The organism is Lacrimispora sp., assembly GCF_032078915.1.
Taxonomy (GTDB): domain Bacteria; phylum Bacillota; class Clostridia; order Lachnospirales; family Lachnospiraceae; genus Lacrimispora.
Map to the genome: position 1 here is coordinate 59,957 of NZ_DAMAUN010000005.1, position 22,825 is coordinate 82,781.

Here is a 22,825-nt window from a genome sequence, read left to right on the forward strand (position 1 = left end):
AGTATGCATAACCAATCAAAGGAGGAAAATAATATGTCATATGTGGATGAAGTCTATGACAGGGTAGTGAGCCAGAACCCAGGAGAAACTGAGTTCCATCAGGCAGTCAAAGAGGTGCTTGATTCCTTAAAGCTTGTCATCAATGCCAATGAAGAAAAATACCGTAAGATGGGTCTTTTAGAGCGCCTTGTGGAACCGGAGAGAATCATATCCTTCCGTGTGCCGTGGGTGGATGACAATGGTCAGGTACAGGTGAATAAAGGATACCGTGTCCAGTTTAACAGCGCTATTGGGCCATACAAAGGAGGCCTGCGCCTTCATCCTTCCGTCAACCAGGGAATCTTAAAATTCCTGGGCTTTGAGCAGGTATTCAAAAATTCTCTGACGGGCCTTCCAATCGGCGGCGGTAAGGGAGGTTCCAATTTTGATCCAAAAGGAAAATCAGATAGAGAGGTTATGGCATTTTGTCAGAGCTTTATGACCGAGCTGTCCAAATATATCGGAGCAGATCAGGATGTTCCTGCCGGCGACATCGGAGTGGGAGCAAGAGAAATCGGATTTTTATATGGCCAGTATAAGCGGTTGACTGGCTTATATGAAGGAGTTCTTACGGGTAAGGGCCTGACCTATGGCGGTTCTCTTGCACGTACTCAGGCTACGGGATATGGCCTTGTATATATCCTCGATGAGATGTTAAAGCATAACGGCAAGAAGCTGGCCGGTAAGAATGTGGTTATTTCCGGTTCCGGTAATGTAGCGATCTATGCTACGGAAAAAGTTCAGCAGCTGGGCGGCAGGGTCATCGCATTAAGCGATTCCAACGGTTATATTTATGACAAGGATGGAATTGACCTTAACCTGATCCAGGAAATCAAGGAAGTACGCCGCGGACGGATCAAAGAATATGTGGATGTGCGTCAAACGGCTGTCTATACGGAAGGAAAAGGCATCTGGAGCATCCCATGTGACATCGCCCTTCCATGTGCAACACAGAATGAATTAGATCTGGATGATGCAAAAGTGCTGAAAGCGAACGGCTGCTTTGCGGTTGCTGAGGGTGCTAACATGCCTTCCACCAGAGAAGCAACGGAGTACTACTTAGAAAGCGGAATGCTCTTTATGCCGGGCAAGGCAGCAAATGCAGGCGGAGTAGCAACTTCCGCCCTTGAGATGAGCCAGAACAGCCAGAGGCTTTCCTGGACCTTTGATGAGGTGGATGAAAAGCTTCATAACATTATGATCAATATTTACGCTAAGGCAGCTTCTGCAGCAGAGCGTTACGGCGTAAAAGGAAATTATGTGGCAGGTGCAAACATTGCCGGCTTTGAAAAAGTCGTTGAAGCCATGACGGCACAGGGAATCGTATAAGAAAAGAAGGGACCACTTCCCCTAAAAAGGGAACTGGTCCCAATTTTTAAAATAAGAAAATTATGCTGGCATTATCATCATTTTTAGTATATAATAATCGTTAAGGCTTGAGGCGGAGTATACTTCGCCTTATTGTTTTCCGGGAATAATTAAAATAAAGGCAGGCATAGCGCAGCCCAGGTTTAGTAAATCAGCCGTTCGATGAACTGCGGCGAATTGAACTTCCTTAAGATTATTAGAAAGCAGGTGATGATCCTATGCATAAATTCTTGAGAACCATTGGTTTCAGCCAATATCAAAAAGACAAGGAAATAGAAAAATTGTTGGATAAGCTCTGTGAAGATTTGTCCGGCCTGAAACGGATTCAAATTGATGAGGAATCCAATCTCTGTGAGCTTCGCAGGGAAGTGGCTCCGGGTATGGGGATTGCTGTCTTTGGAGAAATGGACCGGGAAGGAAAATTTCAAAGAAGCTATTATTATCCATATTTGAAAAGCAATGATATGACATCAGAAGTAACCTGTTCCATCCAGCGTCACACGGAGCGGGAAACTTATGCCGGCCTTTTGGATGAATTTAAGGTGGGGATTTCCCTCATATTCTATATAGACAATTCCTTTGAGTGCAGGGAACGGATCATTGATCATCATTCTATGGATACCAAAGATGTCTGCCTTTCCGGCCTCGCAGTAAGTGGGAAGGTCCTTCTTCCCATTCAAAAAACAGAAATTCAGAAGGAAAAGGCCAGAGTGGCGGCAATGGACCGTAATACGCTTTTAGAAGCGGCTAAGAACGGCGATGAAGACGCGATGGAGACTCTTACCATTGAAGATATTGATCTATATTCCCAGGCTTCCAGAAGGGTGATGAAAGAGGATCTGTATTCCATCATTGATTCCTGCTTTATGCCCTGCGGTGTGGAATGTGACCAGTACTCCATTATTGGAGAGATCATAAAGATAGATGAGAAGAAAAATCAGATCACCAAGGAAGAGGTTTATGATTTCACTTTGGAGTGCAGTGACCTTATCTTCCATGTGGGAATTGCGAAAAAAGATTTGGTGGGAACTCCGGAGATCGGGCGCAGGTTTAAGGGACAAATATGGATGCAGGGCATCGTGAATTTTACAGAGCCTGTAGAATAAGTTTAAATATGTCTTGACGAAAAGTGTGATTGTGAATATAATAGTATTCGGACCGCACTCTGCGGGATCGGGTGAATGACGTTCAAGGGAGTTTAGAGCGTTCACTTTTGGGGATTCGCCCCACATAAAATTTCATAAGTGTTTCTGTAGCTCAGCAGGATAGAGCGTCCGCCTCCTAAGCGGAAGGCCAGCGGTTCGAATCCGCTCAGGAACGCCAGTCAAAAACGCCGAAAACCTTGATCTTACCAGGTTTTCGGCTTTCTTTTTATTTCTAAACAGACGTATTCCAGGCAGTATTTAAACTTCATCTAAGAATACAAAGTTAGGTATTTGTTTTCCTCTATAGGTTGCGTAAAGCATTTGAGAGTGTACAGAAAAATATTTTTCAATATTCTTCTCTGTCATTATTTCTTGCATTGGACCTACTTTGTAATCATTATCACCTAATAAAAAGCACTTATCAGCGATTCTGACTGCATGATTCGGATAGTGTGTATTTATAATGCAAGATATATTTTGTTCTGAAGTAAAGCTCTGAAGCAGTTTCAACAGCCTTATTTGATTGCGGAAGTCTAAATGTGCTTCTGGTTCATCTAGTACTAAAAGCTGTGGGGAGTTTATTAATGCTCTGGCAATAAAGACAAGTTGAAGTTGCCCGCCACTTAGCTCATTACAGCATTTATTGTGTAAATCCTCAATGCCAATACGTTCCAAAATCTTATCTGCGAGGCTATAATCTTCTTTTCGAGGTGTTGCAAGATATGAATTGTGGCCCACCTTTCCAAAGACCACCATATCCCTCACTGTATATGGAAACGAGGATTTATGCGCTTGCGGCACATATCCTATTTTGCTTATGGGCTTTTTGTCATTACTTTGTTGTCCTGCTACAATGGAATAACCGTTTTTCCATTGTAATATCCCTGCAATACATTTAATAAGTGTTGTTTTACCAATGCCATTTCGTCCCATAACAGCCATTGTTTCGCCTGTTTCCATGGTAAAATTAACATTATGCAAGATAGGTACTTCCCTGTGATAATAGAAGGTTCCATTTTTGACTTCTAAAAGCATTATCTTCCTCCTTTTGTGCGCCGGTAGATGATTGCAAAGAAAGGGGCACCAATCAAGGCGGTTAGAATACCAATCGGTATCTCGGCTGTTGTCAGATTTCTTGCTATGCTGTCTACCAGAATCATAAATATAGCACCCATTAAGCAGGAAACCGGAAGCAGGGTCCCATGATTGACCCCTACAAGCCTTCTGCATATGTGTGGTATAACAAGGCCGATCCAACCAATAATGCCAGATACTGTAACACAAGCTGCCGTTACCAATGTGGATAAGACAATGATAAGCCACCGGGTGTACAGTGGGTTAATTCCCATTGTATAGGCGTCCTCATCCCCAAGGGATAAGATATTGATTTTCCAACGCAGGGCAAGTAATCCAATTATACCTGCCAGGATGGGAATACTGGAAATTTTTAAATGAGTATATGTAGTGTTGGAAAAACTACCCATCAGCCAAAATGTAATAGCTGGAAGTTTATCCCCTGTATCTGCCGCATATTTTACAAGAGAAGTAAGTGCATTAAAAATGGATGAAATAACTATACCTGAAAGCACAAGTGACAATGTTTCTGCATGTCCTTTTGTTCCGGCAAGGAAAAACACCAACAGTACGCTGGATAAACCAAAAGCAAATGGGAATAGGGACATAAGCATACGATTGTCAGAAAAAAGCAGGATACCTAAAGCTGCACCAAAGCCGGCTCCGGCACAGACCCCTAAAAGATCCGGGCTCACAAGAGGGTTTTGGAATGTCCCCTGTAAAGCAGCTCCGGATATAGATAATCCGGCCCCTACGAATCCGGCTAACAAAATCCGTGGAAGCCGCACCTTTATCAAAACGTGATCGACAATTTTTAGTGTATCGTCTTGAGTGCCATTTAAGCGATTGATAAGTACGTTCCAGATTTCTGCAAGGCTCATTTCATATCGTCCAATAATGAGTGAACCAATTATTATTAAAATGAGCAATATACTTAGAACTGTAATTGTAAGCCAATATTGTTTCTTCGAGATTTTCTCCATAGCTACTTCATTTCCCTAAGGCTTAAAATGGAGGTCATATCATCATCAGTCAATGTAACGTTATGTATACGTTCATAATATCCAGCCAATTCGGTGCGGAAATCTTCCTCACTAAAGAGTTCAGGATATGATTTAGAGATTAGCCATAACGGCATAAGAGGAGAATCTGCACAAGGTGCACCCCAAGAATATGCTGTTTGTGGAATATCATAAACTTCTTTATTCTTCCAAGCTTCCAACAGCGACCAATCCTGGCCCTCAATGCTATTATTCAAAATCGCTTTTGCTGGTGCATTATGAAAGACAAATATAATGTCAGGGTCCCATTGATAAACCTGCTCCATATCAACCTCGGCAGTTCCCTGTATGGCCGCTGCAACATTGATAAGCCCTGCCTTATCAAAGAAACTTTGAGCGTAAGCGTCAAAAGAGCTGCTTCCAGCTACCACTAATTTACCGCTCACATTGCTAAATACCCACAATGCATGCTTAGAATCGTCCGTCTGGTTTGCTAAAACTTCTGTAACTTTTGCATCGGAATGCTCCCATTCTGCCTGTAAGCCCTTGCTGCCATCTACCTCAAATATTTCACGGAGTAAAATATCCCAAGCAATCGTCACATCTTTGGGATCGGTTAGTTTGGGTGAAAAGAAGTTAACGATGGGAAGATCAATATTTTCAAGCCCTTTTTTCTGACCTTCGCCATAATAAAGAATAATGTCGGGATTGAGTTGTAAGAGAGTTTCGGTATTGATTGAAAAGTCGTCACCAACGAATGTTGTTTCAACATTTTTATAGTCTGGAAATAACTTTGACATTGCAGCTGCATTTGAAAAGGTAAAGGCTTTTGGATTAAGGCCAACGATCATAGCATTGTCAGGAATGACCTCAAGTAAAACGGATGTGACTGGCGGAGTAATAACTACGACATGTTTGATTTCTGATGACGGTGGAATTTCAACCACATTACCGCCCAAGTCTGTAATGGTTCTTGCTTGTGATTGTACGCTTTCGGTTGGGCTGCTGCTTGCAGCTCTTTCTTTATTGACTGTTTCCGGTGCATTGATTGGTTGTGCCTTATCAGTACAACCGGCGAAAGAGAATAACGTTATTGCTGCTAACAAAAAAGAAATAAGTGTTTTTTTCATTTTGTCCTCCTGTTTTTATGCATGGTTTTTAATAAGGTTACTGGCGTGTTCCAGAAAACCTTTAATCGTTTCTAATTGGCTGTTTGATAATTCGGCTACATAATCAAACAATACCTTGTCATATTTGTTATGATACTCTTCGTGATAACGATAAGCTAACTGGCCCTTTTCAGACAGAAATAGTTTTTGCCTCTTTTTATCATCATTGTACGGTTCTCTGTTAACAAGTCCTCTATCTTCCAATTTGAGCAATGTCTTATGCACAACAGCACGAGTGATACCAAAGCGGCGGGCGATCTCGGAACTAAATATACCTGGATAATCACCGATCATTTTGATAATGTGTATTTCGCCGCGGTAAAAAGTCATATCCTCACTCCCAAAATCTAAAACATTTGTCCTGCTGTTAGAAATGTTTTCAGTAAGAGTAATAAATGAATTGATAACCTCTGTTTCTAACTTCTCCATAACTACACCACCTTTTTATATAGACAGCCTAGAAACCGTCCGGTTTGTATTGCGTGAACTGCTTTCAGATTGGAATTATTCAACGCCAAATCCACTTGTTTTTTAGTGGGCGGAGGTTTTATTCCATTCATATATCCAGAAAGCCAGCTTAATATATTTTCTTTCGGATAATTTTCAGTTTCTGAATAGCGCCCAACCAATAGAAAATAGCTGTCATCTAAAATTGCAGCTGCAATCTTTTTCATAAAATTATTTAAGTCTTCTGTTGTAAAATCCAATATTCCGGAAGCAACAATTAAATGATAGGATCCGCCTATATCATCTGTATTAAAATCGCCAGCTATAACTGAAACACGATTTTCCATTTTATGATTGGAAATTATTCTACTTGTTGTATTTGCTACGCTTGGATGTTCAAATACATAAGCGTTACTGTTTGGGTAGTTCTTTGCAAACTCCATGGCAAATACTCCGGAACCACCGCCTAAATCCAGCATTTTTAATTGGGCTGATGAATTTGTAAAGACATTTTTTATTTCATCAATAAAACCTTTTACCCGTCCAGTGGCATACATTTCAGGTACAGTCACCTCTGCTAATGAGGAAAAATCATAGCAAGAGCCGGAGCTATCGTTTAAGCCACACTTTACTTTGTCTGCAAGATTGTAAAGCGTTGTCATTTCTTCACGAAACAAAATCGTTTTCCCAAGATAATAGGGACTTGACTTAGATAAATACGCGGTGCCTTCTTTCGTATTGCAGTAATAATTACCTTGCTTTTCTATATAACCACATGTAGAAAGTGCAAGTAAAAGTAAACCAACATTTCTTTCACAATATCCAGTCTTTTCAGCAATTTCTTTTGCTGAAGCCGGGTTATCTAAATAAGAAAAGACATCTGATTTAATTGCTTCAAACAGCAACTGTGCCGACTGATATTGTCTAAGTACCTGATAGTAATTATCAGGCGTGATTTCTGACTGCATATGTTCAGCCTCCTTTTATAGTTAGCATAAACTAACCTAATTGTATGCTAAGCATACAATAAAAACAATTGTATGTCAAGCATACATTTTTACTTACAAAAGCTGTCGGTTCGTTTCCGGCGGGTTTGCCGCCGCTGCTTTACGGAAAGGAAATGAACCGGGAATAAATACCCTTATATAAAATGTAAAATATTTGAATGAGATGAGAAGTAATATAGGATAAGTAACCACTCTGTAACCGGCGAGATTTATAATGGAAAAAACATACCAATTACAGTCAAAGTGATAATTGTAACTATGTTTTGTAACCTTTATTCGCTGAATAGATCCTGTATAGGCAAACTCCAACTTACAGGGTATGATTTACTGTCGGTTTCAAGGCAGCAGCGGTGAAAATAAATTTCATATGGAGTTCTTAATATGACAATCCTGGTTTGATAGGCCAGGAGAAGATAGTTGAATAAATATTAGCTAAGGAGGGGGACTTTATTATGAAAAAAGTGAGAAGTAAATTCAGGCGGAGCCTGGCAGGTTTCCTTGCTTTCTGCGTAACGGCCACATCATTTAATACGGTGTCATGGGCGGATGTAGGAAATGCGTTAGAGACTCAAAATGTTACATTTATCATGTCCGGAGAGGATCTAAAGGATTCTGCCCAGGCAGCAGTTGATGAAGGAAATACACTGGATTTTGATGATCTGGGCATTACTTCAGAAGAAGGTACATCAAAGGAATATAAGAAATTATTTGAAGGTGGTTCCGTATATGAATTCATGCCTTCTTATGATACGGATGAGGAAGAAGCCGCTGACGGAGCGCTTTTAAGGATGTTTATCCAAGTGAAGGATCAAAAGGAAGGATATCAGCTTACCGGAAATGAAAAGATAATCTTTCTGTATATGAATGATTCAGAAGGAACTATAAAATTCCGTACTGATATTGACGGATATTTAACAGAAAAAGTTTCCGTCAAAGGAAATACTTTTTTACTGGAAAAGGAAATAACGGTACCAGGCGGGAATGGAAAGGGAGATAATCAGCCCCCCGGGAAAGGTGCTGCGGAAGAAGAAACGACTGTTCCAGAAGAAACACCGGATGTAATACCGGATACAACAATTGGGCCGAGTGAAACCGAAGAGAACACAGAGTCTGCAGTTGTACCAGAGGAAGCAGCTGAGGCTCCAGAAGAAACATCGGAGGCTCCAGAAGAAACACCGGATAAAACATCGGATAATACACGGGATGAAATGTCAGCTTCGGATGAAAGTAAAGAGAACGCGGAGAAACCCGCTGCACCAGAAGAAACGTCGGAGAGCAAAGAGCATAATTCTGACCATGGCTCAGAGATTAGCGAGCCTAAGGAACCTGCTGTGGAAAAAACGGATGCAAAAACAGAACAGATCTCCATGTCCCGTCATTTGGTTCATGTATTGACAGCTTCTGTTGAAGATACTGTTTCTGATGATGTTGCCACACCGGGTAATGCCAGCGAAACCATGGAGGAAGAGGAGAAAAACGGATCCGATTCTCAAAATAACACAAAAAAGTCCACTAAGGGAGAAGAATACAGACATGTTATCGTGGATGAGTCTTATTATGCTAAGGCTTATGTTGTAACCTTAAAGGACTTAACGGCTGTTCAGAAAGACGGCCTTACACTTATCGTTAATCATCACGCTTATTATAATGATGAGGAGAAGGTGGAAACTGAGACCTTAACAGGCTTCGATGCGGGAGAAGAGGTCTTTGCCAGTGATTATAGCTGGAATAAGGATACATTAGAGTATTTGGGAGGTCCTCAGGATCATATCATAATCGGGGAGCAGGAAGAGAACAAATTTGATCTTTATTATGAAGAGATTACTCCGGATAAGGAAGAGGAAGATGTGGTGGTTCAGCCCAAATCCTATGCGGCTTTAAAAGCCAGATCCGCTTTCACCCTTCTTAGCGAAGACAGTACAACACCTGGAATGGTATTTCCGACAAAAACTGCTGAGTGGATAGATGAAAACAATGGAATCGCTAAAATTGAATTTTCCATATTTGGAAATCCGATTCGCCAGGGCAGCGATGTTGTATTGGTAATAGACAGTTCCGGAAGCATGGCGGGTAAAAAGTGGACCCTAGCCGTAAACGCAGCCAAAGCCTTTATCACGAATTTGTATAAGCCGCAGGATGGTGTGGATTCAGATAACCGCCTGGCTATTGTTGATTTTGATTCCAGTGCGGCAAGGTATCCATTTGGGTCCGGGGAATCTTTTATAAAGGCAGACGATACCATCAGGGTCAATCAATCGACGTATACAGCAGCTAAATATTTTACGGATTATGTATTGGCTTCGAAAATGTCTGCACTAGGCGGTACTAATTATGATGTAGCCTTTGATAAAGCAGAAGATGCAATTAATGGGCGCTGGGATTCCTCAAGGCCTGCGTATATTGTATTTATGAGTGATGGGGAACCAAGGGATAATGTGTGGAGCCCTTACCGTACGGGAGAAGCAGGAGCGAAAAGGCTGAGAAACGATGGTGTTACGATCTATTCCCTGGGACTTGACATTGGAATTTCAGCATTTAACGGCTTTATCATGCCATTAGCCAGCGAACCGAAGAACACTTATGCTAAAAATATTAAGGATATCAACCAGCTGCCAGAGGTCTATAACAATATTGCAAGCTCCATTAAAATTGCAGGTACAAATGCTGTGATTACAGACGTAATCAATACAGATGCATTTGATATTGTCACAGATTACAATGGCGGTTCATGGTATGATGCGTCTACAGGTACTGCAACCAAATCGGCGGACGGCCGTACCGTTACATGGAACTTCGGAAATATTTCAGAAAATAAGGAAACCTTGACGATTTACATCCGAGTGAAAAAAAGCGTACAGGGCGGCACATCGCCGTATACGAATAAGAATGCAGATGTAACTTATAAGGATCCCAATTATGTGATAAAAACGAAAGACATACCGAATCCCCGTTTACCTGTGGGAGATGTAGGAAATATCACAAGGAACTACTATCTGGTAAATAAAGATGGATACCCTATCAGTTCCACCGAAGCAACAGGTCAGATCGTTGAATTCAACAAACGCGTTGTATTAGGAACCGATTTATATGAAAGCGATTCGCTGCCATTTGGAACCTACGCTGTTTCCGCTCCGGCAGTGATCCAATATGAAGACAGCAAATATCAGTACGTTGCCGCCAGTGCAGGTACCGGTAAGAATGGATCACCAAATCCGTCCGATGTCAGCTTAAACGCCCAGAATAAGGCCGTTAATCTATATTTTGGCTATCAGCTCATTTCAGATGTCACGGTAACATTTGACGGAAATGGAGGAACTCCTTCTGTCAGCACTGTTACAATTCCGAAGGATACAGCACTTGGAGATAAAATTGCAAAGGCGGCTAGGGATGATGACTATATTTTCATGGGTTGGAATACCTCTCCTGATGGAAAAGGAACCGCTTTTACAGAAAATACTACCGTATCTGAGAATAAGACTGTTTATGCACAGTGGAAGGCTAAAACCACAGTGGTTATTACTGCGGATCAGGTGATTAAAACTTACAACGGCCAGCAGCAGTCAGTTGATGGGTCTTCTTTCACAACAAGCGGTCTTCCGGCAGGTTATACATTGACTGGTATTACGGCAGTGGGTTCGGGAACGGATGTAAAGGACGGAGGTTATCCCATCATCCTTTCCGGTAGTCCCCAGATCCTTAATGATAGCGGAAATAATGTAACAAATCAGTTTAAGTTTACTACGGCTTCAGGCAAACTGACGATTGAACCGAAGGCAGCGACCATTAAAGTAAACGATGCCTCCAAGCCCTATGGAACCCCAGATCCCAAATTTAACGGAACGGTATACGGTCTGATCGATCAGAATGATCTTGGCAGCGTCTTATATACGAGAAGTAATCAAGGGACTGAGGCGGTAGGAAGATATCCGAATGTCATTGTGCCGGCGTATATAGAGAATCGCAATTATACCGTTACAGTGAAAAATGGAAACTTTGAGATCAAGACAGCATCGTTTGAAAATGCTTCCTTAACAGGAAACGGCGGCACCTGGGAATATGACGGAGCTCCTCATGCGGCAGGAGCAACACTTGAGAATGCACCTGGTTATACTATTTTCTATCAGGAAGGAGATGGACCTTGGACTACGACTGCTCCAAGTGTCACCAATGTATCGGAGGGAGCAAAAACCGTTCAGGTAATGGCGTCGAGGACAGGATATGTGGATCTGTATGCAGGTGATATCACGATCAAGATAACTCCGAAGGCTGCAACCATAAAGGTAAAAAACAGCTATAAGCAATTTGACCAGCCGGATCCTGAATTTAAAGGTAAGGTAAGCGGCCTTATGAATGACGCAGACTTAGGTACAGTCACTTATACCAGAACCAATTTTGAGGAGGGAGTGGGTAAGTACCAAGAGGTTTTAAATGCGAACTATACCCCTAATGACAATTACACTGTAACTGTCATGAAAGGAGATTTTGAGATCAAGTTAGCCAAGGATCCGGATGTGGACTTAAAGATTAAGGGCGGAAGCTGGCCCTACGATGGAAAGGCTTACAAGGTATCGCTGGATGTATTCGATGGGATCTTTGCGAAGCTGCAGAAATACAAGATCGAATACAGTATAGACAAAGGTGAGAACTGGTCCGAAGATATTCCAAGTGTAAAAAATGTAGATGATGGAACCCTGACAGTGACTGCCAGAGGAACAAGGACTGGATATGAGGACTTAGTATCAAATGAAGTAACCTTGAGCATCACTCCAAAAGCAGTCACCATTACCGTAGAAGATGCTTCCAAACCGTTTGATCAGCCGGATCCGGTGTTCACAGGAGATTTAAATGGTCTTGTGACAGAGGGCGACCTGGGAACAATCAGCTATGTGAGAACCAATGATGCAGAAGGAGTCGATGTATATCCGGGAGTTTTGGATGCAAAATACACAGTGAATTCCAACTATGAAGTAACCGTTATCCCGGGAACCTTTGAAATTAAAACAGCTTCCATAGAAGGTGCGAAAGTAAGGATTGCAGGCGGTGAATGGCCTTATGACGGAAATTTACATACAATAGCCGCTGACATAGAGAATGGGGACGGCTACGTAATCTACTACCAGACGGGAAATGAAGAGTGGACGACAGCACCACCGAGCATAACCAACGTTCAGGAAGGTACAGTAATCGTATCTGTGAAGGCTGTAAAGCCCGGATATGAGACGCTTACCGCAGAGCCGGTAGAAATAAAGATTATTCCCAAGGCTGTGACCATTACCGTAGAAGGTGCCTGGAAGTATTATGGCAGCAATGACCCGGACTTTGGCGGAACCGGACCGGACCTGGTAAATGCAGGAGATTTGGGGACGATCAGCTATGTGAGAATAAATCAAGCGGAAGATGTAGGGGAGTATGAGGAAGTTTTAGATGCCAGATACCAGGAGAATCCCAATTATTCGGTTACTGTTTCCAAGGGAAACTTTGAGATCCGGACGGCAACCATGGAAGGTGCTAAACTGACGGCGGAAGGCGGCCAGTGGATCTATGATGGAACGGCCCATGAAGCAAAGGGATTATTAAAGAATGCGGACGGTTATACCATTTACTACAAAACCGCAGACAGCGACTGGAGCATGACACCTTCAAGCGTGACCAACGTGTCCGAAGAAACGGTAACCGTATCTGTTAAGGCAGTAAAGAGAGGCTATGTAGATCTGACTGCAGACGACGTGACTCTTAAGATCAACCCCAAGGAAGCTTCCATTAAGGTAAATAGTATCTGGAAATTCTATGGAGAGTCAGATCCAGTGTTCACCGGAACACCAGACGGTCTTATAAATGCCGGAGATCTTGGAGAAATCAAGTACGTGAGAACCGATAATGGAGAAGATGTAAAGAAATATCCGGGAGTACTGGAGGCATTATTTACAGAGAATTCCAACTATACCGTAACCGTTACAAAGGGCGATTTTGAAATTAAGACAGCATCGATTCCCAACGCTTCCGTAGAAGGAGTCGGCGGTGATTGGGTGTATGACGGAGCCGCTCATGCGGCTGAAGCAAAGCTTAACAATGCGGATGGTTATACCGTATATTATAAGGTTGGAAATGGTGTCTGGAGTACCACGCCACCAAGCGTGACCAATGTATCCGATGGACTGGCAACCGTATCCGTGAAAGCGGAAAGAACCGGTTATGAGCCCCTGACGTCAAAGGATATAACTCTTAAGATCAATGCAAAGCCAGTGACCATCACGGCAGATAATTCCTTCAAGAACTTTGGTGAAATTGATCCGGTATTCACCGGAATGGTGGATGGCCTGATAAACCAGAATGATCTTGGAAAGGTCATTTACATAAGAAGTAATCCGGAGGAAGAAAGCGTAGCATTTTATGGAAATGTAATTGTACCGGCTTATACTGCAAATGACAATTACATTGTAGCTGAGAAGTATGGGAACTTTGAAATCAAGACAGCATCAATTCCCAATGCTTCCGTAGAAGGAATCGGAGGAGAGTGGGTGTATGACGGATCCTCCCATGAAGCGGGAGCAGAGCTTAAGAATGCGCCTGATTATACAGTTTTCTATAAGCTGGGAGATGGTAAGTGGACAGAAACAGCACCACGCGTAGCCAATGTATCCGATGGTCCATTAACCGTTTATGTAAAGGCAGTCAGAACGGGATATGTGACTCTGGAAGCAGAACCAGTCATTATCAGGATAACGCCGAAGGAAGCATCCATAAAGGTAGATCATAACTGGAAATACTTTGACTTGGCGGATCCGGTCTTTGACGGCAGGGTAAGCGGTCTTGTAAACAAAACAGATTTAGGTACAGTCAGTTATATCAGAACCAATGATGACGAGGGAGTAGGTAAGTATCAAGAGGTTTTAAGTGCTCAATACACTTCAAATAATAACTACAACGTAACCATTACAAAAGGCGATTTCGAGATCCGGTTAGCTAAGGATCCGGATGTGACTTTAAAAATCAAAGGCGGAAGCTGGCCTTATGACGGAAAGGCTCACAAGGCATCACTGGATGTATTCGATGGAATCCTGACGAAACTGCAGAAATACAAGATCGAATACAGTATAGACAAAGGTGAGAACTGGTCCGAGGATGTTCCAAGTGTAAAAAATGTAGATGAAGGAACCCTGACAGTGACTGCCAGAGGAACAAGGACTGGCTATGAGGACTTGGTATCAAATGAAGTAACCTTAAGCATCACTCCAAAAGCAGTCACCATTACCGTAGAAGATGCTACCAAACCGTTTGACCAGCCGGATCCGGCGTTCACAGGAAATTTAAGTGGTCTTGTGGCAGAGGGTGACCTGGGAACGATCAGCTATGTGAGAACCAATGACGCAGAAGAAGTCGATGTATATCCGGGAGTTCTGAATGCAAAATACACAGAGAACTCCAACTATGACGTAACCATAATCCCGGGAACCTTTGAAATTAAAACAGCTTCCATGGAAGGTGCGAAAGTAAGTATCGCAGGCGGTGAATGGACCTATGACGGAAATTCACATGCAATCACTGCCGGCATAGAGAATGCGGACGGCTACGTAATCTACTACCAGGCAGGAAATAAAGGATGGACGACAACACCTCCAGGCATAACCAACGTTAAGGAAGGCACTGTAACCGTATCTGTGAAGGCTGTAAAGACCGGATATGAGACCCTTACCGCAGGGCCGGTAGAAATAAAGATCATTCCCAAGGCCGTGACCATTCCCATTACAGATGCCTGGAAATATTATGGCAGCGATGACCCGTCCTTTGGCGGACCCGGGCCGGAACTGGTAAATGCAGGAGATCTGGGGACGATCAGCTATGTGAGAACAAATCAAGCGGAAGATGTAGGGAATTATGAGGAGGTTTTAGATGCCAGGTACGAGGCGAATCCTAATTATTCGGTTACTGTTTCCAAGGGAAATTTTGAAATCAGGAAGGCAACCATGGAAGGTGCTAAGCTGACAGCAGAAGGCGGCAAGTGGATTTATGACGGAACGGCCCATGAGGCAAAAGGATTATTGGATCATGCAGAAGGCTATACCATTTATTACAAAGCTGGTGAGGGTGACTGGAGCATCACACCACCAAGTGTGACCAATGTATCGGAAGGGCTGATGACAGTATCTGTAAAAGCAATGAGAAATGGTTATGAGGATCTGAACGCAGATGATGTAACACTGCAGATCATTCCCAAGGCAATTGCCATTCATGTGAATAGCAGCTCCAGATTTTATGATCAACCGGATCCTGTCTTTACTGGAACCGTAGAGCCCCTTATAAATGAAGGAGATCTGGGGTCAATCAGCTATATCAGAACGAACAAGGATAACGATGTGGCTGTATACACGGGAGTTCTGGATGCTGTGTTTACAGAAAATAAGAACTATACCGTATCCGTTGTGAAGGGCAACTTTGAGATCAAGACGGCAGCTATGGAAGGAGCAGGCCTGACAGCGGAGGGCGGCGAATGGACTTATGACGGAGCTGCCCATGAAGCAAAGGGCTTATTGGATCATGCAGATGGCTATACCATTTATTACAAGACCGGTGACAGTGAATGGAGTACCGCGCCGCCAAGCGTGACCAATGTATCAGATGGAACAGTGACTGTATCTGTAAAAGCAGCCAGAGTCGGTTACGAGGATTTGACCGCAGATGATGTGACGCTGAAAATAAATGCACAAGAGGCATTTATCACAGCAAATCATGCATTTAAGTACTATGATGATGCAGATCCTGAATTCTCCGGAACGGTGGAGGGCCTGATCAGTCAGAAGGATCTGGGGAATATCGCTTACATAAGAAGCAATGATGCTGAAGCGGTAGGAAGCTATCCCAATGTCATTGTGCCGGCGTATACAGAGAATGGCAATTATATTGTTACTGCGAAGAATGGAGACTTTGAGATCAAGACAGCATCGCTTGAAAATGCTTCCTTAACAGGAACAGGCGGTACCTGGGAATATGACGGAGCTCCTCATGCAGCAGGGGCAACGCTGGAGAATGCACCTGGTTACACGACGTTCTACAAGACAGGAGACGGTGAGTGGGCGGAAAACCCTCCAAGCGTAACCAATGTATCAGAAGGATTTGTAACTGTCCAGATAAAGGCAACAAGGCCTGGATACGTGGATCTGGAAGCGAAAGCCGTAATCATCAGGGTGGCAGCAAAGGATATAACCATCCGGGTAGACAATAAGAGCAAGGAGTACGGTACGGCAGATCCGGAGTTTACCGGCCAGGCTGACGGTCTGGTTACGGAAGGGGACTTAGGAACGATTCATTATCTCAGGCTTGAGGCAGACCAAAAGAAGGAAGATGCCTCTGATCAGATAACATTAACGGCATCTTATAACACAAATGACAACTACAAGGTCACTGTTATTAACGGGGAATTGAAGATCTATGCTGCGAATAACAACGGAGTAAGTGTTGCCGGGCAGACAGTGATCTATGACGGCCACGCATACGGCTTAAAAGATGCAGCAGCGCTAAAAGCTGGGTCCACCTTATTATACTCTCTGGATCAGGTAACATTCAGCGAGAAAAAGCCGGCCTTTACAGATGCAGGAACTTACTTTGTATATGTAAAAGCCCAGAATCCAAACTATGCAGAAACTGATGTAGTGAAAGGCACCGTGACAATTAACAGGAGGCCGGTCACCATTACTGCGGACAGTGCAGAAAAGAGGTATGATGGAACGGATCTAAGTGCCAATACTGCTAAAATCACCCATGGACAGCTGGCGGAAGGCCAGAGTTTGAAGAGCGTTCTCTTGAAGGGAGCTCAAAAGTCGGTTGGCAGCAGTGACAATACCGCCAGTGATGCGGTGATCACATCCGGAGACCTTGATGTAACTGCGAACTATGAGATCACCTATGTTGCAGGCAGACTGACAGTGACCTACGTAAGCAGTGGCGGCGGTAACAGCGGAGGAGGCGGTAACAGCGGAGGATCCTCTCCGAATATGAATCGTCCCTTTGTACCGGGCGGCCCGGGTGATAACCTTGTGACAATCACTCCTGATGTGGTACCATTATCAAATTTACCAGTTGAGAATGACATAGAAACCAGCCTTTTAATGATCGATGACGGCAATATTCCATTAGCAGGTCTGCCAAAGACAGGCGACAAAATGCATGTACAGGGACTTGTAGCATTATTATCAGGATTCCTGCTGGCAGCTTATGCGGCATTAAGCGGCAGGAACAAGAGGGGGAACCGGTAAAAGAAATGGCGCCAGGTGCATGGAGGGGGCGGCCCCGCGTAAACAAATGTTTACGCGGGGTTTTTATCTCTTATTTTGACGTGGTATCCAGTTGGGTCTAAAGTGACTTTTTGAAGTTCTTATAAATTAAAAGTCTTTCTAAATTCGCTTGGTGTAACCCCATGGACATCCTGAAAGGCGGCAGCAAATTTGGACGCATTTTTATAGCCGCATAACTCTGATATATCCCGGATGCTTAAGTGATCTGCAGATAAAAGCTGCATGGCACGCTTCATTTTTTCTCTGCGGATATAATCATAAAGGGGGATCTGATAAATGTTTTTAAAGCTTAAGCGTAATTTGCTCTCGCTCATGTCTGCTATTTTTGTCAATTCTTCCATTGGCGGAACCTGAAGTATGTTTTCGTCAATTTTCAGTTTTACAGAGTAAACTTTTTTCTCATTTTCCCATGTTACATAGTTTCTCCGATTGCTCCTCCGATCTGGAGTTACCGGATAGTTTCTGGCGATGGAACATAGCAGATGAAGCACCATTCCTTCAAAGGCAAGGAGGGGCATATCCGCATTGCGTACTGCCCAGCGGATCTGCTCTAATATCATCATGGTATTTGATGTGTTGTAATGTTCTGTTTCCCATGCTTTTGCATCTTCAATGCTGATCTTTGGGGGATTGTCTCTTGTTTTCAAAAAAGGCTGCAAAAAATCATCGAAAATAAGAACACTGGTAAAGCAGGTATGGATTCCTTTTGGAAAGGTCAAATGAAATGGCTGCTGAGGATTAACCAGAACGTGAGTCATGGGTGTAAACTCAGTTGATATCCTGCCTTGCTGGGAATATATCATATTGCCGCAGTCAATACAAAAGATCCACAAAAATGGTCTTTTCACGTCGATGGCGTGGACGATTTTTTTATCCGGAGTAAACCATGCGCTGGAAACAAACAGGCCTTTTGCAGGACATGCTTCAACAATCCATCCATTGGACCAGTGGGGCGGAAAGTAATATCCGGTGCCAGGTCCGTAGGTCCGCTGATCTAAGTTATATTTTTTCGCCATGGCTTCCCATGAAGCGGCGTGGTATTCATTCATTGTATGAAGGCTCACTTTCTAACTTTTATATTACCAAATTATACATGAAAGAAGAAAATAAGACAATGGAATGATGCTCCAATTTGGTTTATTTATACTCCATATTGCTTGGTGTAAAATCAAAAAAACATTAGAAATCAGAGGAAAACAGTGTGTTTGATCAGTTAAATAAAATAGAAGCTTCCTCATAATGGCTTCAGGCCATATTGACGTATATTTTTTAATGTGTTAGTATTCTGCTTAGTTAGTTAAGACTAACGAAAGGTGAAAAAGGTAAGCTCTCACGCTGTAAAAATGAAAATTATCACAATTTTAAGGAGACTTGATATGAAGAAAATAGGGTCAATATTTTGTTTCATGTTTGCGCTTTTAATTACGCTGACAGGATGCAGCAGTGTAAACCGGGAAAACTCTAAAGCGTCGGACACGCACACAATTCATACAGCAATGGGCGAAATAGAAGTGCCATTAGAACCACGGCGTGTAGTCGTGAATTGGTACATAGGAGATGTGCTTTCTTTGGATTTGAATGTGGTTGGATACAATGCATGGGAGCAGGAAACCATGCCATTTTATGACAAGTTCTCTTCTGATGCCAAGCTGGAAAACTGGGCAGCGGAAGATATTATGGCTGCAGAGCCGGATTTGATTATTACCTATCAGACAGAGGATTTTGATAAGTTTGGAAAAATAGCTCCGGTACTGGTCATTCCGGAAGAAAGCGTAAGCTCTGTTGAGCGTCTGCGCATCATTGGAGAGGCGACAGGAAAGGCAAAAGAAGCAGAAGCCCTGATTGCGGCCTTTGAGGAAAAGCTTGCCGCAGCAAAGGAAGAGTTGCAAAGTGAAAAATACCAGGGGAAAACATTCAGTATTCTGGAAGACTGGGGTCCATCCGGCGATTGGAACGGCGTGGCTTATGAAACTGGTTCCAGAGGGGGGACTTTGGTTTACGACTATCTTGGTCTAAAGAAAACAGAGAAGCTGGAGAAATTGGTCAAAGAATCCAATAACAGCAGAGGGACCTTAAGCTATGAGGTTGCTCATGAATACTTTGGAGATTATATATTATGGTTCCAGCAGGAAGGAAAGGAATCAGAATATGCAAAGACAGATATCTGGAAAAGCATACCTGCTGTTGCAGAAGGCCGGATTGCAGAAATTCCCGGAAAGTATCAAGGATTGTTTTACTATTCGGATGTAGCCAGTTTATCTGCACAGTTGGATTATACGATTTCTGCAATTCAGGGAATGTCAGAATAAGGATCAGAGTGAAGGAGCAGTTCTCATGTGGAGGCTAAAAAAATATACGGCGGCGCTTTTCATGGCGATTTCCGTTGGAACGCTGCTTTCTGCCTGCAGCTTAAAAGCAGAGATGACCGGCGGCGAAACAAGAGTTATAAAAACCGTTCATGGAGAAACAGAGGTGCCGGCGGATCCCCAGAGAGTCATTGCAACGTATTGCATTGGAGATGTCTTGGCTCTTGGAGTGAAGCCTGTGGCAACTTATGATGTTACAGGAACGGCATACGAAAAAGAGGTGGCTGGTTTACCGGTCTGGGACAAATTTGAAGCAGAAGAAATTTTATCTTATGATCCGGATTTGATTATAGTCGTGAATCAGGAACAGTATGATGCTGCTTCTAAAATTGCACCTACAGTATTGCTTCCTTTTACAGAAATCTCCTTAGAGGAACGGGTCCGTTTCTTAGGGGACGTACTGAACCGCCAGGAAGAGGCGGAAAAAGCCTTGGAAAATTTTGAACAAAAAATAAAAGAAGCAAAGGAAGCACTTGCAGAAAAACAAGTTATGGACAAAACAGTCAGCATTTTCGGGAAAGATGCAAACGGCAGTATCTGGGTATTTGGTGATAAATGGGGCCGCGGCGGTGACTTGATTTACAGCCAGCTGGGGTTTAAGGCACCGGAAATTGTTCAAAACGAGATCATTGCAAAAGACCAGTACCGGGCCGTATCAATGGAAGTAATCCAGGATTATGCAGGAGACTTTTTAATTCTGTCCGGAGATATTGATGAGCTGAACGGAAACACCATTTGGGAATCCCTCCCTGCAGTAAAAAGTGGAAGAACGATTCCCATTGATTTTATTCTGTTTTACGATATCGACATCTATTCCTCCAGCGTACAGTTGGATTATCTTTTGGATGCGATGTTAAAAATGCCTGAGTAACTTGATAGTCTTTGCGGAAAGGAACAGGCTTCAATGAAAATTACATTAATAAAGCCCCGGTGGAAGGGTTCTGCCAGCTTTACTAGTTATATGATTCTGGGATTTGGACTTTTGTTTTTCCTGTCGGCTGCATCCATTTCTTTTGGCGCTGCTGACATGCGTCTTGCCACTGCATGGGAAGCAATTTTTCGATTTAATCCAAATCTGACAGAGCATCAGATCATACAGACACTTCGGCTTCCGCGTACCGTGGCAGATTTAATGGTGGGATGCAGTCTGGCAATTTGCGGAGCAATCATGCAGGGAACAACACGGAATCCCCTTGCTGACTCCGGACTTATGGGAATCAGTTCCGGAGCCACCTTTGCTATGGCATTTTGTATGGCATTCCTGCCGGGGCGCACCTATGGCCAGACTATTTTGTTTGCATGTACGGGAGCTGCAGCTGCAACAGCAATGACCTATTTTATTGCTTCTATTGGAAAAGGAGGAATGACGCCCCAGCGTCTTGTCTTGGCAGGAATTTCTATTTCCATGCTGTTTGGAGCATTCAGCCAGTTCCTCTCCATTAAATACCGTCTCGGCCATGCCCTTGCTTATTGGACAGCAGGGGGAACCGCAGGAGCCAAATGGAACGAGCTTATGATAATCCTTCCTCTTTTTACAGCAGGAGTGCTGGCATCGTTTTGGCTTTCCCCTTCGGTCACTGTGCTGAGTTTAGGTGAGGATGTTGCAACCGGTTTGGGGTTAAAAACCAGATTGGTCAAAGGAATTTCCACGCTGATTGTACTGCTCCTAACCGGACTTTCTGTCATTATCGTAGGGCCGGTTGGTTTTGTTGGACTCATTACGCCTCATATTGTCCGATATATGGTAGGGGTGGATTACCGGTATATCATTCCTGCTTCAGGACTCTATGGGGCCATACTTACGGTGTTTGCCGATTTAATAGGACGATTAATCAATAAACCTTATGAGACGCCAATCGGTATTATATTCGCTGTGATCGGTGTTCCTTATTTCCTTTATCTTGCAAGAAAGCAAAGGAGGGAATTTGAATGAAAAAACAGTTCCTTTTTCTCATTATGGTGATCTTGATGGCAGTCATTGCCGTGATCAGCATTAACTCCGGAAAAATGAATCTCACTCCCGGAGAAGTTTTAAGTGTGATCATGGGAAGAGGCACCCCCCGGCAAAACTTAATTATTTTAGAATTCCGTCTTCCCCGCATTGTTCTGTCAATCCTTGTGGGAGTGGGAATGGGGGTTTCCGGCTGTATCATGCAGAGTCTATTGCGAAACGATATGGCAAGCCCCGGTACCTTAGGAATCAGCTCTGGTTCAGGATTGTTTGTACTGATTTTCGTGGTATTATTTTCTGCAAAGACGGTGTCATCTGCGATTTTGATGCCACTGCTTTCTTTTCTCGGAGGAATGACTGCCGCAGGATTGATTTTTCTGCTTTCTTATAGAAGAGGGAAAGACATCTCTCCTACAGGGTTGATTTTAACAGGCGTTGCACTGGGAAGCGGATATGGAGCGTTAACGACACTGCTGACTCTTAAGCTGGATCAGAATCAGATGGATTTTATACAGCGCTGGAGCGCCGGCAGTCTATGGGGGGATGAATGGCGCTATCTTGTCATACTGATTCCATGGACATTGATCTTATGCGGATATGTATTTTATAAGGCCCATATTCTAAACATTCTTAACCTAGGGAATGAAACGGCTTTAAGTCTGGGTGCTGCAGTAAAACCCGAATTCATCGGATTGACCATAGCAGCAGTAGCGCTTTCTTCAGGCAGTGTATCCCTGGGTGGAAACTTCTTTTTTGTAGGAATGATTTCCCCCCATATGGCAAGAAAATTAATGGGGCCAAACCATAAATTGTTCCTTCCTGCCTCCGGGCTTTGCGGTGCGATCATTGTACTGCTTGCAGACACCATAACAAGAACCATCAGCCTGGGGGCAGATGTGCCTACAGGTATCGTAATTACGGCGCTTAGTACACCGTACTTTTTATATCTATTGGCGAAAGCAGATTAAG

The 22,825-nt window shown here is 43.3% G+C and carries 13 protein-coding genes and 1 tRNA gene; 8 read left to right on the forward strand and 6 right to left on the reverse strand.

Annotated elements, in window-relative coordinates:
• Positions 1-33: 33 nt before the first annotated feature.
• The 3 genes from gdhA (at position 34) to RT269_RS03505 (ending at position 2,730) form a co-directional block, all read left to right on the forward strand.
• The gene (gdhA, locus tag RT269_RS03495) at positions 34-1,368 is read left to right on the forward strand and encodes an NADP-specific glutamate dehydrogenase (RefSeq protein WP_313180598.1); all 1,335 of its coding nucleotides are present in this window, start codon (positions 34-36) and stop codon (positions 1,366-1,368) included.
• Positions 1,369-1,625: 257 nt separating this feature from the next.
• Positions 1,626-2,513, forward strand: coding sequence for a DUF3881 family protein (locus RT269_RS03500; RefSeq protein WP_313180599.1), 888 nt, complete (start codon positions 1,626-1,628; stop codon positions 2,511-2,513).
• 140 nt (positions 2,514-2,653) lie between these two features.
• Positions 2,654-2,730: transfer RNA gene (locus RT269_RS03505), tRNA-Arg, on the forward strand.
• Between the two features lie 80 nt (positions 2,731-2,810).
• Here RT269_RS03505 and RT269_RS03510 read toward each other — a convergent pair.
• The 5 genes from RT269_RS03510 to RT269_RS03530 are packed head-to-tail and all read right to left on the reverse strand — an operon-like array spanning position 2,811 to position 7,211.
• Positions 2,811-3,587, reverse strand: coding sequence for an ABC transporter ATP-binding protein (locus RT269_RS03510; protein ID WP_313180600.1), 777 nt, complete (start codon positions 3,585-3,587; stop codon positions 2,811-2,813).
• Entirely contained in the window at positions 3,587-4,609 is a 1,023-nt protein-coding gene (locus tag RT269_RS03515; RefSeq protein WP_313180601.1) for a FecCD family ABC transporter permease, read from the reverse strand. The genes RT269_RS03510 and RT269_RS03515 overlap by 1 nt, the downstream gene beginning before the upstream one ends.
• Positions 4,610-4,611: 2 nt before the next feature.
• Positions 4,612-5,757, reverse strand: a complete 1,146-nt coding sequence (locus RT269_RS03520; RefSeq protein ID WP_313180602.1) for an ABC transporter substrate-binding protein — start codon at positions 5,755-5,757, stop codon at positions 4,612-4,614.
• Positions 5,758-5,772: 15 nt separating this feature from the next.
• Positions 5,773-6,225 carry a MarR family winged helix-turn-helix transcriptional regulator gene (locus tag RT269_RS03525; RefSeq protein WP_313180603.1) on the reverse strand — a complete coding sequence of 151 codons (453 nt, stop codon included), beginning with the start codon at positions 6,223-6,225 and terminating at the stop codon, positions 5,773-5,775.
• 2 nt (positions 6,226-6,227) lie between these two features.
• Positions 6,228-7,211, reverse strand: coding sequence for a methyltransferase (locus RT269_RS03530; protein WP_313180604.1), 984 nt, complete (start codon positions 7,209-7,211; stop codon positions 6,228-6,230).
• A 491-nt stretch (positions 7,212-7,702) separates the two neighbouring features.
• On the opposite strand from RT269_RS03530, the gene RT269_RS03535 reads away from it, so the two are divergent.
• Positions 7,703-17,500: a doubled motif LPXTG anchor domain-containing protein gene (locus RT269_RS03535; protein ID WP_313180605.1), complete on the forward strand. Its 9,798-nt coding sequence runs from the start codon at positions 7,703-7,705 to the stop codon at positions 17,498-17,500.
• Between the two features lie 119 nt (positions 17,501-17,619).
• Here the strand turns inward: RT269_RS03535 and RT269_RS03540 are convergent, their stop codons facing one another.
• A complete protein-coding gene (locus RT269_RS03540; protein ID WP_313180606.1) occupies positions 17,620-18,588 on the reverse strand; it encodes a helix-turn-helix transcriptional regulator in 969 nt (322 codons plus the stop codon).
• A 327-nt stretch (positions 18,589-18,915) separates the two neighbouring features.
• Here RT269_RS03540 and RT269_RS03545 point away from each other — a divergent pair, with 327 nt between their 5' ends.
• Genes RT269_RS03545 through RT269_RS03560 form a run of 4 tightly spaced genes read left to right on the forward strand, consistent with a single transcriptional unit; the run spans position 18,916 to position 22,824 of the window.
• Positions 18,916-19,848, forward strand: a complete 933-nt coding sequence (locus RT269_RS03545) for an ABC transporter substrate-binding protein (RefSeq protein ID WP_313180607.1) — start codon at positions 18,916-18,918, stop codon at positions 19,846-19,848.
• Positions 19,849-19,873: 25 nt separating this feature from the next.
• Positions 19,874-20,776, forward strand: a complete 903-nt coding sequence (locus tag RT269_RS03550) for an ABC transporter substrate-binding protein (protein WP_313180608.1) — start codon at positions 19,874-19,876, stop codon at positions 20,774-20,776.
• Positions 20,777-20,809: 33 nt separating this feature from the next.
• Positions 20,810-21,838, forward strand: coding sequence for a FecCD family ABC transporter permease (locus tag RT269_RS03555; RefSeq protein ID WP_313180609.1), 1,029 nt, complete (start codon positions 20,810-20,812; stop codon positions 21,836-21,838).
• The gene (locus tag RT269_RS03560; RefSeq protein WP_313180610.1) at positions 21,835-22,824 is read left to right on the forward strand and encodes a FecCD family ABC transporter permease; all 990 of its coding nucleotides are present in this window, start codon (positions 21,835-21,837) and stop codon (positions 22,822-22,824) included. The genes RT269_RS03555 and RT269_RS03560 overlap by 4 nt, the downstream gene beginning before the upstream one ends.
• Position 22,825: the final 1 nt, after the last annotated feature.